Annotated in this window: 13 protein-coding genes; 4 read left to right on the top strand and 9 right to left on the bottom strand. The window is 67.5% G+C overall.

The window, feature by feature from the left end:
* Positions 1 to 17 precede the first annotated feature (17 nt).
* Positions 18 to 953 carry an aldo/keto reductase gene (locus OB2597_RS07210; protein ID WP_009804882.1) on the top strand — a complete coding sequence of 312 codons (936 nt, stop codon included), beginning with the start codon at positions 18 to 20 and terminating at the stop codon, positions 951 to 953.
* Here OB2597_RS07210 and hflX read toward each other — a convergent pair.
* The 4 genes from hflX to trkA form a co-directional block, all read right to left on the bottom strand.
* Positions 950 to 2,224, bottom strand: a complete 1,275-nt coding sequence (gene hflX / locus OB2597_RS07205) for a GTPase HflX (RefSeq protein ID WP_009804881.1) — start codon at positions 2,222 to 2,224, stop codon at positions 950 to 952. The genes OB2597_RS07210 and hflX overlap by 4 nt on opposite strands.
* A complete protein-coding gene (gene hfq / locus OB2597_RS07200) occupies positions 2,221 to 2,460 on the bottom strand; it encodes an RNA chaperone Hfq (protein ID WP_005611588.1) in 240 nt (79 codons plus the stop codon). Before hfq ends, hflX begins: the two co-directional genes overlap by 4 nt.
* Positions 2,461 to 2,599: 139 nt before the next feature.
* The gene (locus OB2597_RS07195; protein ID WP_009804880.1) at positions 2,600 to 4,117 is read right to left on the bottom strand and encodes a potassium transporter TrkG; all 1,518 of its coding nucleotides are present in this window, start codon (positions 4,115 to 4,117) and stop codon (positions 2,600 to 2,602) included.
* 4 nt (positions 4,118 to 4,121) lie between these two features.
* A complete protein-coding gene (gene trkA, locus OB2597_RS07190; RefSeq protein WP_009804879.1) occupies positions 4,122 to 5,498 on the bottom strand; it encodes a Trk system potassium transporter TrkA in 1,377 nt (458 codons plus the stop codon).
* 37 nt (positions 5,499 to 5,535) lie between these two features.
* Here trkA and OB2597_RS07185 point away from each other — a divergent pair, with 37 nt between their 5' ends.
* Positions 5,536 to 6,081 carry a hypothetical protein gene (locus OB2597_RS07185; protein WP_148234691.1) on the top strand — a complete coding sequence of 182 codons (546 nt, stop codon included), beginning with the start codon at positions 5,536 to 5,538 and terminating at the stop codon, positions 6,079 to 6,081.
* 27 nt (positions 6,082 to 6,108) lie between these two features.
* Here OB2597_RS07185 and ntrX read toward each other — a convergent pair whose 3' ends face one another.
* The 5 genes from ntrX to dusB all read right to left on the bottom strand — a co-directional run bounded on the left by ntrX (position 6,109) and on the right by dusB (position 13,334).
* Positions 6,109 to 7,506, bottom strand: a complete 1,398-nt coding sequence (gene ntrX, locus OB2597_RS07180) for a nitrogen assimilation response regulator NtrX (protein ID WP_009804877.1) — start codon at positions 7,504 to 7,506, stop codon at positions 6,109 to 6,111.
* The gene (locus OB2597_RS07175) at positions 7,503 to 9,758 is read right to left on the bottom strand and encodes a sensor histidine kinase NtrY-like (RefSeq protein ID WP_040609182.1); all 2,256 of its coding nucleotides are present in this window, start codon (positions 9,756 to 9,758) and stop codon (positions 7,503 to 7,505) included. Before OB2597_RS07175 ends, ntrX begins: the two co-directional genes overlap by 4 nt.
* Positions 9,759 to 9,891: 133 nt before the next feature.
* Positions 9,892 to 11,262 (bottom strand): response regulator, encoded by a 1,371-nt coding sequence (locus OB2597_RS07170; RefSeq protein WP_009804875.1) that lies wholly within the window; start codon positions 11,260 to 11,262, stop codon positions 9,892 to 9,894.
* Between the two features lie 3 nt (positions 11,263 to 11,265).
* Positions 11,266 to 12,357, bottom strand: coding sequence for a two-component system sensor histidine kinase NtrB (locus OB2597_RS07165; RefSeq protein WP_009804874.1), 1,092 nt, complete (start codon positions 12,355 to 12,357; stop codon positions 11,266 to 11,268).
* Positions 12,354 to 13,334, bottom strand: a complete 981-nt coding sequence (dusB, locus tag OB2597_RS07160; protein WP_009804873.1) for a tRNA dihydrouridine synthase DusB — start codon at positions 13,332 to 13,334, stop codon at positions 12,354 to 12,356. The genes OB2597_RS07165 and dusB overlap by 4 nt, the downstream gene beginning before the upstream one ends.
* A gap of 166 nt (positions 13,335 to 13,500) precedes the next feature.
* Between dusB and ispF the strand changes: the two genes are divergently transcribed.
* Together ispF and OB2597_RS07150 are read left to right on the top strand one after the other, a co-directional pair.
* A complete protein-coding gene (gene ispF / locus OB2597_RS07155; protein WP_009804872.1) occupies positions 13,501 to 14,649 on the top strand; it encodes a 2-C-methyl-D-erythritol 2,4-cyclodiphosphate synthase in 1,149 nt (382 codons plus the stop codon).
* Entirely contained in the window at positions 14,646 to 15,140 is a 495-nt protein-coding gene (locus tag OB2597_RS07150; RefSeq protein ID WP_009804871.1) for a phosphatidylglycerophosphatase A family protein, read from the top strand. The genes ispF and OB2597_RS07150 overlap by 4 nt, the downstream gene beginning before the upstream one ends.
* The last annotated feature ends 6 nt before the right edge of the window (positions 15,141 to 15,146 follow it).

The following is a 15,146-nucleotide window of genomic DNA, read 5'->3' as shown; positions in this document are numbered from 1 at the left end:
TTTCGAGGGAGGATACCATGCAATCCGTCAGACTGGGCCGTTCGGGCCTGATGATCTCGCCCGTCGTCTTCGGCGGCAACGTCTTTGGCTGGACGCTGGACGAGGCCGCATCGCACCGGATGCTGGACCGTATGGTCGATCTGGGGATCGACACGATCGACACGGCGGATGTCTACAACAGGTGGGTCGAAGGCCATTCCGGCGGCGAGAGCGAGACGATCATCGGCAACTGGCTGGCCGCGAATCCCGCCAACCGCGACCGGATCATACTCATTACCAAGGTCGGCGGCCCCATGCCCGAGGGCGGCGGCCTGTCGGCGAGGTGGATCGAACAGGAGGTCGAGGCCTCGCTCAAGCGTCTGCGGACCGACCGGATCGACCTCTACTTCTCGCACCGGCCGGACCCAGACACGCCGCAGGACGAGACGCTGGCCGCCTATGACAAGCTGATCAGCGCCGGCAAGGTGCGCGCCATCGGCGCCTCGAACTTCGACGCCGGGCTGATGCAGGCCGCCGAGACCGCGGGGCCGGTGAAATACGGCGCGCAGCAGCCGGAATACAACCTCTATGCCCGCGATCGGTTCGAAGGCCCGCTGGCGCGGTTCTGCATCGAGAACGACATCGGCGTGATTCCCTATTTCTCGCTCGCGGCCGGGTTCCTGACGGGCAAGTACCGGACCGAGGCCGACCTCACCGGCCCGCGCGGCGAACGCAGCATCGGCAAGTACATGAACGACAGGGGCAAGGCGATCCTCGCGGCCATGGACGAGGTCGCCGAGGAGACCGGCGCCGCCCATGCCGAGATCGCGCTGGCCTGGCTGATGGCCAAGCCGGGCGTGACCGCGCCGATCGCCTCGGCCACCTCGGACCGGCAACTCGACAGTCTGGTGGCGGCGACCACGGTCGAGCTCAATGCCGATCAGATGCGGCGGCTGGACGCGGCGGGCAGCTAGAGCGAACGGAAGCGGGCCGACTGGCGGGGCGACCAGCGGACGGTGATGCGATGCCCCTCCTCGCCCTGGGTCTCCTCGACCACGAGGCCCTGTTCATAGAGCCAGGCGCGGCGGCGGCCCTCGTCGAAGCCGAGGGTCAGCTCTTCGGTCACGCTCCCCTGGTCGAGCGTGCGTTCCACCGCGTCGAGCAGCGGATCGAGGCCCGCCCCCGTCACCGCCGAGATCACGAAGGTCCCGTCGCGTTCGGCACGGCGCGCCAGGGCGCCGGCGTCCTCGGGCGGCAGGCGATCGACCTTGTTCCAGACCTCCAGCACCGGAACCTCCTCGGGCAGGCCGAGATCGCTCAGGATGTCCTCGACATCGGCCTTCTGCTCTTCGGCCTCGGGGTGGCTTATGTCGCGGATGTGCAGGATCAGATCGGCCTCGAGCACCTCTTCCAGCGTGGCGCGGAAGGCGGCGACGAGTTGCGTCGGCAGATCCGAGATGAAACCCACGGTGTCCGACAGGATCACCTCGGGGCCGTTGTTGGGCAGGCGGACGCGGCGCATGGTCGGGTCCAGCGTCGCGAACAGCATGTCCTTGGCCAGCACCTCGGCACCGGTCAGCCGGTTGAAAAGGGTGGATTTTCCGGCGTTGGTATAGCCCACGAGCGCGACGATCGGGAACGGTACGCGCGCCCGCGCGGCGCGGTGAAGCTCGCGCGTCCTCACCACCTTCTCCAGCTGGCGGCGCAGCCGGGTGAGCTGTTCGTCGATGGCGCGGCGGTCCGCCTCGATCTGCGTCTCGCCGGGGCCGCCCACAAAGCCCAATCCGCCCCGCTGCCGTTCCAGGTGCGTCCAGGCCCGGACCAGCCGGGTGCGCTGATAGGCCAGCGCGGCCATCTCGACCTGCAGGACACCTTCCCGCGTGCGCGCCCGGTCCGAGAAGATCTCGAGGATCAGCCCCGTCCGGTCGAGCAGCTTGCCCCCCCATGCCTTTTCCAGATTGCGCTGCTGCACCGGCGTGACCGGGCCATCGACCAGCACGAGCTCGACCTTGTTGTCGGCGAAGAAGGCACTCAGCTCGGCGACCTTGCCCGAACCGAAGAGCGTCGCCGGCGTCGGATTGGCGAGGCGCACGATGGACGAGCCCACGACCTCGAGCCCCGGCAGCGCACGCGCCAGGGAAACAGCCTCTTCCAGGGCGAATTCCGCCGCGTGGCGGCGATCCTCGCCCAGAAGGTCCGGGTGCAGGACCCAGGCCCGGGTATCGGGCCTGTCACGGGGTATCAATTGCTGTCTTCGCCTTCGTAGAGGCTGATCGGCTGTGCCGGCATGATGGTCGAGATCGCATGCTTGTAGACCAGCTGCGACTGCCCGTCGCGTCGCAGCAATACGCAGAAATTATCGAACCAGGTTATAACGCCCTGGAGTTTGACACCGTTAATCAGGAAGATGGTGACGGGAACCTTTGTCTTGCGCACATGATTGAGAAATGCGTCCTGCAGGTTCTGTCTGTCAGAAGCCATTTTTGAGCCTTATGTTCTTGTTTTTCTCTGTTCACTTTACCGCACCGCGGCATACCCTCTAGCGGTTGCGAGTATGTCGGCTGGGGACCCCCTTTTCCAGTGCAATTTTTCCAATACGGAAATCTGACCGATATTTTTATCAGTCGCGCCACAGATCCGGGTTGAGCAGGGCGATGAACGCCAGAAGTTCCAGCCGCCCGAGGACCATTCCACCCGCGAAGACCAGCTTGCCCCCCAGCCCCAGCCCAGCCAGGTCGATGGGGGTTTCCGAGGCCAGCGTCAGGAGCGGCCCGGTGGTGGTCAGCGCCGAGACCGCCAGGACCGTGGAGTCTTCGAAGTTCTGCCCGGACAGCGCCAGCAGCATCATCAGAGCGGCCAGCGACATGGCGAAGAGCATGAAGAAGACCCAGGCATGATAGGCGCCCTGCCGTCCGATCCGACGGGCGACGACACCGATGCCCGAGACGGCGCTCGGGTGGACCAGCCTCTGCATCTCCTGCAGACCGTTGAGATAGAGCGCGAAGACGCGCATCAGCTTGACCCCGCCGGCCGTGGTCGCGACGCCGCCGCCCATGATCGCCAGCCCCATCAGGATCATGCCGGGCGTGCCCAGACCGGACCAGCTCCGGGCGGTGTCCCATTCCGCGCTTTCGAACCCTGTGGTGGTGAGAAAGCTCATCACGGTGAAGAGCGCGCCCCAGAGCGCACGCAGGCCCAGCCACAGGTTCTCGCCCTCGTCCACCTCGAAGGCCGCGATCCAGTGGCGCAGGAACAGCAGGACCGGCACGCCGACGACGATCAGCGCGCCCATGCGCAGCTCGGGATCGAGGTGGAGGCCGAAGCGCGACACCGAGGTATCCGAGGAAAAGCTGACCCGGCTGAGCGCGAAGATCAGGAACAGGAAGATCACCATCTCGCCGGGGATCCCGCTGGCGCCGTCGGGAAGCCCCCCGACCGGCGAGATGCCGCTGGTGGCCATTGTCGACATGGCATGGCAGAGGGCGACGAAGGCATCGTCGCCGTTGACCAGCAGAAGCACCCAGAGCACGGCGGTCAGGAAAATGTAGGTGGGCCCCAGCTGCGCGGTGCCCCGCAGGACGCGCCGCAGGATGTCTGCGCGGCGAAAGCGGTCGGTCTCGCCCTCGAAGGATCCGGGGGCGGCGGCCAGCGTCACCTCGAACCCGCCCAGGTTCAGCGGCGCGAGCACGGCGGCGGCGGCGACCCAGATCATCAGGCCACCCATCCAGCCGACCTGCGCGCGCCACAACTCCAGCGCGGGGTTCAGCCGTCCCGGTTCGAACAGCGGCGCGCCGGTGGTCGTCAGCGCCGAGATCATCTCGACATAGGCGTTCAGGAACGAGGTCGAGCGCAGGCTCTCGTGGAACGGAATGGCGAGATAGGCGGGGATCAGGATATAGGCCGCCAGCAGCGACAGGATGCCCACCAGATCGGCGTTGCGGCCGGTCCAGCTGCGATTGCCCCGCGCCAGGGCGATCATCCAGGTCGCGACGATGCCGATGATGCCGGCATAGAAGAAACTGCGCGCGGTCAGGAACTCCTCGATCGATAGCGCCATGAGCGCCGGCGCGAACATCGAGGCGGCGGCCGCGGCCACCAGGACGAGAAACAGGGGCTGGTCTGACAGGCGCAGGCGCATCGGCTCAGAAATAGTCGATCGAGACCTGAAGCAGCCTCTCGACCTCGGGGACGTCCTTGGACAGGGCGAAGATCAGGATCACGTCGCCCGCGTCGATCTTGATCTTGCCCTCGGGCTTCACGACCTTCCCGTTCTGTTCGATGGCGCCGATCAGCACGCCCTCGGGGAAGTCGATGTCGCGGATCGACCGGCCGGCGATCGGACTGGTCGAAAGGACCTCGGCCTCGATCACCTCGGCCTCGGCGTCGCCGATGGAATAGACGCCGCGCACCCGGCCGTGCCGGATGTGCCGCAGGATCGACGAGACGGTGGTCTGCCGCGGGTTGATATGCGCGTCGATCCCCAGCGGCGCCATCAGCGGCACGAGCGAGGGGTCGTTGATCAGCACGATGGCCATCTCGCAGCCCGAGGCCTTGGCGCGCACGGCCGCCAGCATGTTGGTCTTGTCGTCGTCGGTGACGCAGAGGATCGCGTCGGCGCGGCTCACCCCGGCCTCTGAAAGCAGGACCTTGTCCAGGCCGTCTCCGTTCAGAACGATAGTTCTTTCCAGCGCATCCGCGGCCTTCTCGGCTATGCTCCGCGTCTTCTCGATGACCTTCGAGCGGATCGAGCGGCCCTTCTTCTCCAGCCGCTGCGCCACGGCGAGCCCGACATTGCCGCCGCCCACGATGATCACCCTCTCCTGCGTGCGGGTGGACTTGCCGAAGACCTCCATCGTGCGCGCCACGTCCTCGTTGTGGACACAGACATAGCAGGCATCCCCCGAGAACAGCTGGTCCTTGGATTCCGGCGCAAAGAGCCGTCCGTCGCGGCGGACGGCGACGACGATGGCGCGCAGCGTCGAGAAGAGGTCCGTCAACTGGCGCAGCGGCGTGTTCACCACCGGACAGTCCTCGTCGATGGTGATCCCCAGAAGCTGCGCCTTGCCGTCCAGGAAGGTCTCGGTGTCGAAGGCGGCCGGGGCCGAGAGACGCTGGAGCGCGGCTTCGGCGACTTCCCGCTCGGGGCTGATGACCACGTCGATGGGCATGTGATCGCGCCGGTAGAGGTCGGAATAGATCGCGTCGAGATAGCTCTGCGCCCGCAGGCGGGCGATCTTGCGCGGCACGGCGAAGACCGAATGCGCCACCTGGCAGGTCACCATGTTGACCTCGTCGGAATAGGTCGCGGCGATGATCATGTCGGCGTCGCGCGCGCCCGCGCGTTCGAGAATGTTCGGATACGAGGCGAAACCGGCGATGCCCTGCACATCGAGCGTCTCGGTGGCGCGGCGCACCAGTTCGGGGTTGTTGTCGACGACGGTGACGTCGTTGTTCTCGCCCGAGAGGTGCCGTGCGATCTGCCAGCCAACCTGCCCGGCGCCGCAGATGATGACCTTCATCCCCTATCCCCCGGGTTCTGCCTGCCGAACCTATCGCATGACAGAACGGCATGAGGCGGTCAAACGAATTGTCCTCGCCCCGGATTCCATGCAATCTGCCCGCATGTTCCGATCCCGCCGCACCTTGCTGACCGCTCTGGCCGCTGTCGTCACGCTCTCGGGCTGTGCCCAGGACATCTATTTCCGCGAGGGCGCGACAGTCTCCGAGGTGCGCCGGGCCGAAGATGCCTGCGCCCTGTCGGCCCGGCAGGCGGCGCCGTTCCGGCCGCGGACGATCCTCGTGCCCGGACCGATCGTTCCGGCACGGAAGGTCTGCGACGGCCAGGGCAACTGCCAGACCCGCCCGGCCTATCAGGCGCCGCCGGAATTCGAGACCATGGACGCCAATGCCGAGCGGCGGGTCCTGATCGCCCGCACCTGCATGGCCGAGCGCGGGTTCGACCGGGTCAGCCTGCCCTATTGCAGCGGGGCCGTGCGCAACGCGGCGCCCGCCGCTGTGACCCGCCGGCTGCCGCGACTGACAGGGCAGAGCTGCATCATCCCGCGCGGCCAGGCGGGCTATCAGATCGTCACGCCGGGATAGACGCGGGCGGTTCCGGAGCGGGCCGCGCTACTCGGCCTCGATCCGGGCGATCCGTCCGCCGGACTTGGTCGAGGTCACGACGCCCAGGGACTTGAGCTTGCGGTGCAGGGCCGAACGTTCCATGCCCACGAACTGCGCCGTCTTCGAGATATTGCCGCCGAAGCGGTTGATCTGCGTCAGCAGGTACTCGCGCTCGAACGCCTCGCGCGCCTCGCGCAGCGGCAGGGTGGCCAGGGCGCCGGACAGGACGACGCGACCGTCCTCGGCCGGCTTCTCGTCGTCCGAGGGCACCTCGCGTGTCTCGATTTCGCCCGTGCCGTCGCCGAGGATCAGGATGCGTTCGATGACGTTGCGCAGTTGCCGAACGTTGCCCGGCCAGATCATCGTCTGCATCAGCGCCGCCGCCTCTTCAGAGAGGCGCCGCTGCGGCAGGCCCTGCGTCCGGTGCAGCGTCTCGATGAAATAATCGGCCAGGACCGGGATGTCCTCGCGCCGGTCCGCCAGGCTGGGCACGGCGATCGGCACCACGTTGAGCCGGTGATATAGCTCTTGGCGGAAGGTCCCGGCGGCGATCTCGGCCTCGAGATCGCGCGAGGTCGACGAGATCACCCGAAGGTCCACCCGCACCTTGTCGGAGCCGCCGACCCGCAGGAACTGCTGTTCCACGAGCACCCGCAGGATCTTGGACTGGGTGCCGATCGGCATGTCGGCGACCTCGTCGAAATAGATCACCCCGCCGTGCGCCTGTTCCAGCAGCCCCGGCTCGACCCCGCGCTCCGAATTCTCGCGACCGAAGAGCACCTCCTCCATCCGGTCGGCCTCGATCGTCGCGCAATTGACCGAAACGAAGGGGCCGCCGGCGCGGTTGGACTGGGCGTGGATATGGCGCGCGGCGACCTCCTTGCCGGATCCCGAGGGGCCGGTCAGCATGACGCGGCCGTTGGATTTCGTCACCTTCTCGAGCTGGCCGAGCAGCGCGCGGAAGGCGGCGGATTCGCCCACCATCTCGGCCGACTGATTGTCCTTGCGGCGCAGCTGCTGGTTCTCGCGCCGCAGGCGCGAGGTCTCCATCGCGCGGCGGATCACCACCAGAAGCTGGTCGATGTTGAAGGGCTTTTCGATGAAATCATAGGCGCCCTGCTTGATCGCCGCCACCGCGATCTCGATATTGCCGTGGCCCGAGATGATGACCACCGGCACGTCCGGATTGTCGCGCTTGACGTGCTTGAGGATGTCGATCCCGTCCATCCGGCTGTCCTTGAGCCAGATGTCGAGGATCATCAGACCGGGCGGCTCGGTGTTCAGATGCGCCATGCATTCGTCGGAATTGCCCGCCAGGCGCGTCGCGTACCCCTCGTCCTCGAGGATGTCCGAGATAAGTTCGCGGATGTCGCGCTCGTCGTCGACGATCAGTATGTCACTCATGTTCCCTCACTCACTTTCTGTCCGGCTCCCGGCCTCTCGATCGCGCCGGCGATCAGCGGCAGGCGGATGACGGCGCAGGCGCCGGAATGGCCCAGCCCCTCGAAGGGCTCGGCGTCGTCCAGGCGGAGCGTGCCGCCATGTTCCTCGATGATCTTCTTGACGATCGGCAGGCCCAGGCCCGTCCCCTTGTCGCGGGTCGTCACGTAGGGCTCGAACAGCCGCGCCCGGTCGGCGGGCAGACCGATGCCGTTGTCGGCGATGCGGATCTCGGCCCAGGGTGCGGATCCCAGGTCGGTTTCCTGCAGGACCGTCTCGGCCGAGACGCGGATGGCCGGGCGGTAGCCTTCGGGGGCGCCCGTGTCGCGCAGGGACTCCGTCGCCTCGCCCGCGTTCTTGATCAGATTGGTCAGCGCCTGGCCGATCATGGTGGCGTCGAGATCGGCCGGCATGGCGGCGGCGGGCAGATCCGACGTGATGCGCACCTCGGGCTGGCCCGCCTCCTGCAGCAGGACGACGCCCTGCAGCAGGTCGCGCAGATCCTCCTGCCGCTTCTCGGGTTCGGGCATCCGCGCGAATTTCGAGAATTCGTCGACGATGCGGCGCAGGTCGTTGGTCTGGCGCACGATCACCTCGGTCAGCGCTTCGAGATCCTCGACCTGGGTCTGTTCCAGATGGCGCGAGAACTTGCGCTTGATCCGCTCGGCCGAGAGCTGGATCGGCGTCAACGGGTTCTTGATCTCGTGCGCGATGCGCCGCGCCACGTCGCCCCAGGCCGCCATGCGCTGCGCGGTGACAAGATCGGTCACATCGTCGAAGGCCACCACGTAGCCCTCGCGCCGGCCCTCGGTGTTGCGCCGTGTCGCCATGCGGACCAGAAGCGCCTCCTGCCGGCCGCCGCGCACGACCTTGATCTCGGCTTGCAGGGTCTGGCCGCCGCTGTCGCGCAGCTGATCGAAAAGCGGGCCGAACTCGGGCACGGCGACCGAGATGGCCACGTTCTCCTGATCGTCGTGCCAGTCGAGCAGCCGCTCGGCCGAGCGGTTCACGAAGGTGACCCGCCCCTCGCGGTCGAGGCCGACAACACCCGACGTGACCGAACTGAGAACGGAATCGAACAGGCGCCGGCGCTGTTCGATCTGGTTGGTGTTCTCCAGCAGCGCCTCGCGCTGGCCCTTCAGCTGTGTCGTCATCTGGTTGAAATAGCGCGACAGCATCGCGATCTCGTCGTCGCCGTCATCCTCGGTCACGCGCACGTCCAGATCGCCCGACCCGACCCGTTGCGCCGCGCCTGTCAGGCGACCGACCGGGCCCGACAACCGCTCGGCGAACCACAGGCCCAGCCAGACGGCCGCCAGGATCAGGATGACCGCGAAGCCGATATAGAGCAGGCCGAATTCGAACAGCACGCGGCCCCGTTCGTTCTCGAGCTGCTGATAGAGGCGCACCGTCTCCTGCGTGTCGTCCAGCAGGCTGAGGATCTCTCCGTCGACGTCGCGACTGACATAGAGGTAGCGGTCGACATAGGCCTGCAGCGGCAGAAGCGCGCGGAATTCGTTGTTGTCCCAGTCCTCGATCAGCAGATAGCCCTCGGTCGCGGCCGTCTCGATCTGTTCGGCGGTCGGTTCCTCGTAATCGAAGAGATAGCTGCGTTCGCCCCGCGACCGGATCCCGCCGGCGCTGTCGATGACGTAGGCCTCGCGCAGGCCGCGCTGGATCTGGCTCTGACCCGAGGCGAGCAGCTGGCGGATCACCGCATCCGTGATCAGGAAATCCCGCCGCCGGGCGTTGTCGAGGAACCGGGCCAGCGCGCGCGCGTCCTCTTCGAGATCCTCGCGGTGCTCCTGTTCGTAGGCGCGGGCCGCGGCCAGCGACGACCCCACGACCTGCCGCACACGTTCCGAGAACCAGCCCTCGAGACCGATGTTGATCGTCAGCACGGCGAAAATCGCGACCGAGACCGTGGGGATCAGCGCCATGATCGCGAAGACGCCCGTCAGGCGCAGGTGCAGCCGGCTGCCGGCCGACTTGGCCCGGCGGGCGGCCACCATCCGCGCGACCCGCTGCAGGACCAGCGCGGCGACGACCAGCACGTAGACGAGATCGACCAGCAGCACCAGCCGCAGCGGAAGCGAGGAGGCGCCCTGCTCGAACGGACCGAGGACAAGGAAGGTGGCAAGCACCAGCAGAGGCCCGAGGATCACCAGCCCCAAGGTCGCCGCGTTCTGCAAACGCCTCTTGCGCCTGAGCCGCATCAAAACGGTCCAGGCTGTGTTCCGTGCCCGGGTCGCCACAGGCCGCCTCGCAAATTGGCCGCGATCTGCAGCCGTGTAATATCCGGTGTGGCCGTGCCGGGTGAAACTCCGGCGCCACTGCTCTGTTGCCGTTTTACATCAATTTGCGGCGGCGAGTCACGCGAATATCCAGATCGGTGATCTTTTTGCGCAAGGTATTGCGGTTGATCCCGAGAAGATCGGCACATTTGGCCTGATTTCCGCCCGTAGCCTCAAGCGCGATCTCGATCAGCGGCAGCTCCATTTCCTTGAGAATGCGAGAATAAAGCCCCGGCGGCGGCAGCATGTTGCCGTGCAGGTCGAAATAACGGCGCAGATGGCGCCCGATCGAGGCCGAGAGCTTTTCCGCGTCCTCGACCCCCGCAGCCGGTTCGGTTTCCGGCTGACTGCCCAGCACGGCGGCGACCTCGGCCTTGGCGATCTCGTCGGTGCGCGCGGTCAGGACAAGCCGGCGAATCGCGTTCTCCAGCTGCCGGACGTTTCCGGGCCAGGAATGGCTGCGCACCAGTTCCATCGCCTCGGGCGTCAGCTTGCGCAGCGGCGCGCCCTCGCGTTCCGAGCGGGCGAGGAAATGTTCGACCAGAAGCGGGATGTCGTCGACCCGTTCCCGCAGGGCCGGAACATGGATCGATGCGCCGGAGAGACGGTAGTAGAGATCCTGCCGCAGCCGGTCCTCCTCCATCGCGCGGTTGGCATCGCTCTGGCTGGTGGCCATGAAGCGCGGCAGCGTGTCGGCGGGTCCGTCCATCATGCGCACGATGCGGGCCTGGACCTCGGGCGGGATGTCGGTGATCTCGTCCAGCAGGATCGTGCCGCCCCGGGACCGGGCGAGAACCTGGGCCGGGCCCTCGATGTCCTGCAGGTCCGAGGCCGAGGCCACCACGAAGGGCAGCGACCGCCGGTCCGAGAAATCGTGGATGGCGCGCGCGATCAGCGACTTGCCGGTGCCGCTCTCGCCCGTGATCAGCACCGAGAGATCGGTGTTCAGAACCCGCGCGATCAGCCGATAGAGCGCCTGCATGCCCTGGGTGCGCCCGACAAGGGGAAGCTCGTCGGGGCGGTCGGTGTCCTCGATAGCGGCGGCCGGCGCGGCGGTGCGGCGGCGCACCTCGAGCGCCCGCGCCGTGCGTTTCATCAGGTCCGGCAGGTCGAAGGGCTTGGGCAGATAGTCGTAGGCTTCGGCCTCGGCGGCCTGGATCGCCGTCATGATCGTGTTCTGCGCCGAGATCACGATGACCGGCAGACCGGGCCGGTCCTGGGCGATCTTGGGCAGCATCTCGAGCCCGTTCCCATCGGGCATGACCACGTCCGAGATCACCACGTCGCCCTTGCCCTCGCCCACCCATCTCATCAGCGTCGTGAGCGACGAGGTCGCGTGCACCTTGCAACCGGCACGGGTCAGCGCCTGTGTCAGGACCGTCCGGATGGTCCGGTCATCGTCGGCGACAAGAATGGTGCCATCCATGGGTCAGCTCTCCTTGCTGGGCTTCTTTTTCCGGTTGCGGGCCCTGTCCATCGGCAGCGACAGGCGAAAGACCGTGCGGCCCGGCACCGACGTGACCGAGATCCAGCCCTCGTGATCCGAGATGATCTTGCTCACCAGCGCGAGGCCCAGGCCCGTGCCGTTCTCCTTGCCCGAGACGAAAGGATCGAAGATGTCCTCGGCGATATCGGGGGGCAGGCCCGGCCCGTCGTCGATGATCTCGATCTGCAGGGGCAGGGTCTTGCCCTCCCCGTCCGAGCGCCGGAGGCGGAACGAATGTTCGAAATAGGTTCGCAGACGGATCGTTCCGCCTTCTTTATCAGCAGCTTCCGCGGCGTTCTTGAGAAGGTTCAGCACGACCTGGAGCAGTTGGTCCGGGTCTCCGACCGCCATCGGCAGCGAGGGGTCGTAATCCTCGACGATCTTCATCTGCGCACCGAAGCCCAGCAGGGCGGATCGCCGGGCGCGGTCGAGCACGTCATGCACGTTGACGGGGCGCAGATCGGGCAATGTGAGGTTGCCGAACTGCTCGACCTGTTCCAGCAGCTTCACGATGCGGCGGCTTTCGGCGACGATCAGGTCGGTCAGCTCGCGATCCGGCGCCTTGAGGTTCATCGACAGAAGCTGCGCGGCGCCGGTGATGCCCGCCAGCGGGTTCTTGATCTCGTGCGCCAGCATCTCGGCCATGCCGATCGCGGACTTGGCGGCAGACTTGACCGTGTGGTCCTGAGTCAGCCGCCCGGCAAGTTCGCGCGGCGAGATCAGGAAAAGCATGTGCCCCGGCTGATCCGCCATCGGCGCGATCTGGAGGTTGCAATGCAGCGGCGCCCGTTCGCCCGTGCCCACGTCGACGTCGTTCACGAAGAGCGGCGAGGCGGTGGCGCGGGCGCGCTCGAAGGCCGCCTCGAGCGGACTGTCGATCATCACCTTTTCCCAGACGCGGGAGCCGCGGATCGTCTTGGACGAGGTGTTCAGAAAGCCCTCGGCCGAAGGGTTGATGGCGACGATGCAATCCTCGGGATCCAGCAGCAACGCCGGCACCGGGAGGGAGTTCCAGACCGTATCGTCCTCGATCATGCGGCGGTCCTCGCGGGGGCGACCGGGGCCAGCGCCTCGGGCAGCAGGCGCAGCACTTCGGCGCTGTCGCGCGATCGCAAGATACGGCCGCGCAGGTCCGGCGGGGTTCCGGCGCGGTCCATGTACCAGCCCAGGTGCTTGCGGGCGACGCGAAGGCCCAGATCGGCGCCGTAGAAGCCCAGAACGGCCTCGTAGTGGCGCGCGATCAGGCCGGGCACGTCGTGCGGCGGAGCGAAGGCGCCGCCCGTCAGCGAGGCGATCAGCCCGGCCAGAAGCCAGGGTTGCCCCTGGATGCCGCGCCCGACCATGACGCCCGCCGCGCCCGAGGCGCTCAGCGCCGCGGCGGCCGTCGCGCCGTCGACAATGTCGCCGTTGACGAGGACGGGGATCGAAACCGCCTCGACGACCTCGCGCACGGCCGCCCAGTCGGCGCGGCCCTTGTAGAACTGGCAGCGCGTCCGCCCGTGCACCACGACCATGCGCACGCCCGCCGCTTCGGCCCGGCGGGCCAGGTCGGGGGCATTGCGCGTGTCGTCGTCCCAGCCGAGACGCATCTTGACCGTGACGGGCAGGTCCACCGCCCCGGCCACGGCCGCGATCAGCGACAGGGCGAGATCGGGGTCGCGCATCAGCGCCGAGCCCGAGAGCCCGCCCGTCACCTTCTTGGCCGGGCAGCCCATGTTGATGTCGATCACCCGGGCGCCCAGATCCGCGACCTGCCGGGCCGCCTCGGCCATCACGGCCGGATCGCGCCCGGCCAGCTGGACCGACGTCGCCGCGCGTCCGAGCCCCAGTTCGGCGCGTTCGCGCGTCCCGGGGCGGTCGGTCAGCAACTCGCCGCTGGCGACCATCTCGCTCACCACGAGGTCCGCGCCGAAGCCCGAGACGAGATCGCGCATCGGCAGGTCGGTGATCCCGGCCATGGGGGCCAGGGCGACGACGGGACGCGAGGGGGTGGTGTCGAATGGAAAAGACATGCCTAAACCTTGTGCAACAGGGTTTGATTAGACCGAATACGGGGTAAGCTCAACGAAGACAAAACGGTAATTCGCCCGACATGTCAGCGTTTGCCTAAATTTTGAACACACGGTGCGACGGTGGAGGCAATTGCCGAACGGATCAAATCCTCCTAATCAGGGCGGCATGACCGAGGACACGCCGAAATTCGTCACCATTCTGGTCGCTGCCGGGCGCGGGCTGCGGGCCGGCGGCGACCTGCCCAAGCAGTGGCAGCCGCTGGCCGGACGCCGCGTGGCGGACTGGACGCTCGCCGCCTTCGCCGGGGCGGGGCCGGTGGTCGTGGTGCTGCATGCCGACGACATGGGCATGGACCTGCCCGCGGATGTCCATCGTGTGCCCGGCGGGGCGACCCGCAGCCTCTCGGTCAAGGCCGGGATCACCCGGGCCTGGGCGCTCGGCGCCGATTACGTGCTGATCCACGACATTGCCCGCCCCTGCGTCACGCCCGAGGTGATCGCGGGCGTGCGCGGGGCGCTGCTTGCCGGGGCGACGGGGGCCGCGCCGGGTCTGACGGTGACCGATGCGCTGTGGACGAGCGAAGGCGACAGGATCGCCGGCACGCGCGACCGGACGGGCCTGCACCGCGCGCAGACACCCCAGGGATTCGAGATCGGTCCCATCGCCGCCGCGCATGACGGGTTCGAAGGCGAGGCCGCCGACGATGTCGAGGTCGCGCTCTCGGCCGGGCTGGAGGTGGTCGTCACGCCCGGCGCGGACGAGAACATCAAGATCACCCACCCTCAGGATTTTTCCCGCGCGGCGGCGATCCTGACCGGCAGGAAAGGCACGGCGATGGATGTGCGCCTCGGCAACGGCTACGATGTACACGCCTTCTGCGAGGGGGACGGCGTGACGCTTTGCGGTGTGACCGTGCCGCATGACCGGGGGCTGCTGGGCCACTCGGATGCGGATGTGGGCATGCATGCGGTGACGGATGCGATCTACGGCGCGCTCGCCGCGGGCGACATCGGCCGCCATTTCCCGCCCTCCGATCCGCAGTGGAAGGGCGCCGACAGCCGGATTTTTCTGAAACACGCGGTGAAACTTGCCGCCGAGAGGGGATATGCCGTGTCGAACATCGACTGCACGCTGGTCTGCGAGAAACCCAAGGTCGGCCCCCATGCCGCCGCCATGCAGGCGAGGCTTGCCGAGATCACGGGCCTCGGGGCCGACCGGATCTCGGTCAAGGCCACCACGTCCGAGAGGCTGGGTTTCACCGGCCGGGAAGAGGGGATCGCGGCCATGGCCACCGCGTGTCTGGTGGCGCGATGAAAGCGGAAGAGATCATCGGCACCTTCGGAGGCGTCGGCCTGCTGCGTCCGGCCCCCGGCACCTGGGGCAGTCTCGTCGCCCTGCCCTTCGCCTGGGGGCTGTACCACATGGGCGGCCTGCTCCTGTTCCTGGGTGCGATCCTGGTGGTGTTCGCCGCCGGTTTCTGGGCGACGATCCAGATCACCACCGGCAACGGCGATCCCGACCCCTCGCGCGTGGTGGTGGACGAGGTGGCGGGCCAGTGGATCGCGCTCTTCCCCGTGCTCTACGGCGCGAGCTTTGCGGGGGCCGACCTGCTGCGGCTGTGGCCCGGCTGGGTGGTGGCCTTCTTCGCCTTCCGCCTCTTCGATATCTGGAAACCCTGGATCATCGGCTGGGCCGACCGGCGGCACGATCCGCTCGGCGTGATGCTGGACGACGCGCTGGCCGGCGTCTTCGCCGCGCTGGTCGTCATCCTGCTGGGCGCGCTCTACCATGTGTTCCTGACCTGACCGCCG

The sequence above is a fragment of the Pseudooceanicola batsensis HTCC2597 genome, assembly GCF_000152725.1.
In the GTDB taxonomy this organism is placed as follows: Bacteria; Pseudomonadota; Alphaproteobacteria; order Rhodobacterales; family Rhodobacteraceae; genus Pseudooceanicola; species Pseudooceanicola batsensis.
This window is presented reverse-complemented; position numbering and strand designations above follow the sequence as displayed.

What these genes read in the sequence shown, in the direction of transcription:
- trkA (WP_009804879.1), bottom strand. Translation starts at nt 5,498, where the DNA reads ATGAAGGTCATCATCTGCGGCGCCGGGCAGGTTGGCTGGCAGATCGCA.
- ntrX (WP_009804877.1), bottom strand. Translation starts at nt 7,506, where the DNA reads ATGAGTGACATACTGATCGTCGACGACGAGCGCGACATCCGCGAACTT.
- OB2597_RS07175 (WP_040609182.1), bottom strand. Translation starts at nt 9,758, where the DNA reads ATGCGGCTCAGGCGCAAGAGGCGTTTGCAGAACGCGGCGACCTTGGGG.
- OB2597_RS07150 (WP_009804871.1), top strand. Translation starts at nt 14,646, where the DNA reads ATGAAAGCGGAAGAGATCATCGGCACCTTCGGAGGCGTCGGCCTGCTG.
- ispF (WP_009804872.1), top strand. Translation starts at nt 13,501, where the DNA reads ATGACCGAGGACACGCCGAAATTCGTCACCATTCTGGTCGCTGCCGGG.
- OB2597_RS07195 (WP_009804880.1), bottom strand. Translation starts at nt 4,117, where the DNA reads ATGCGCCTGCGCCTGTCAGACCAGCCCCTGTTTCTCGTCCTGGTGGCC.
- dusB (WP_009804873.1), bottom strand. Translation starts at nt 13,334, where the DNA reads ATGTCTTTTCCATTCGACACCACCCCCTCGCGTCCCGTCGTCGCCCTG.
- OB2597_RS07210 (WP_009804882.1), top strand. Translation starts at nt 18, where the DNA reads ATGCAATCCGTCAGACTGGGCCGTTCGGGCCTGATGATCTCGCCCGTC.
- OB2597_RS07185 (WP_148234691.1), top strand. Translation starts at nt 5,536, where the DNA reads ATGACAGAACGGCATGAGGCGGTCAAACGAATTGTCCTCGCCCCGGAT.
- OB2597_RS07170 (WP_009804875.1), bottom strand. Translation starts at nt 11,262, where the DNA reads ATGGATGGCACCATTCTTGTCGCCGACGATGACCGGACCATCCGGACG.
- hfq (WP_005611588.1), bottom strand. Translation starts at nt 2,460, where the DNA reads ATGGCTTCTGACAGACAGAACCTGCAGGACGCATTTCTCAATCATGTG.
- OB2597_RS07165 (WP_009804874.1), bottom strand. Translation starts at nt 12,357, where the DNA reads ATGATCGAGGACGATACGGTCTGGAACTCCCTCCCGGTGCCGGCGTTG.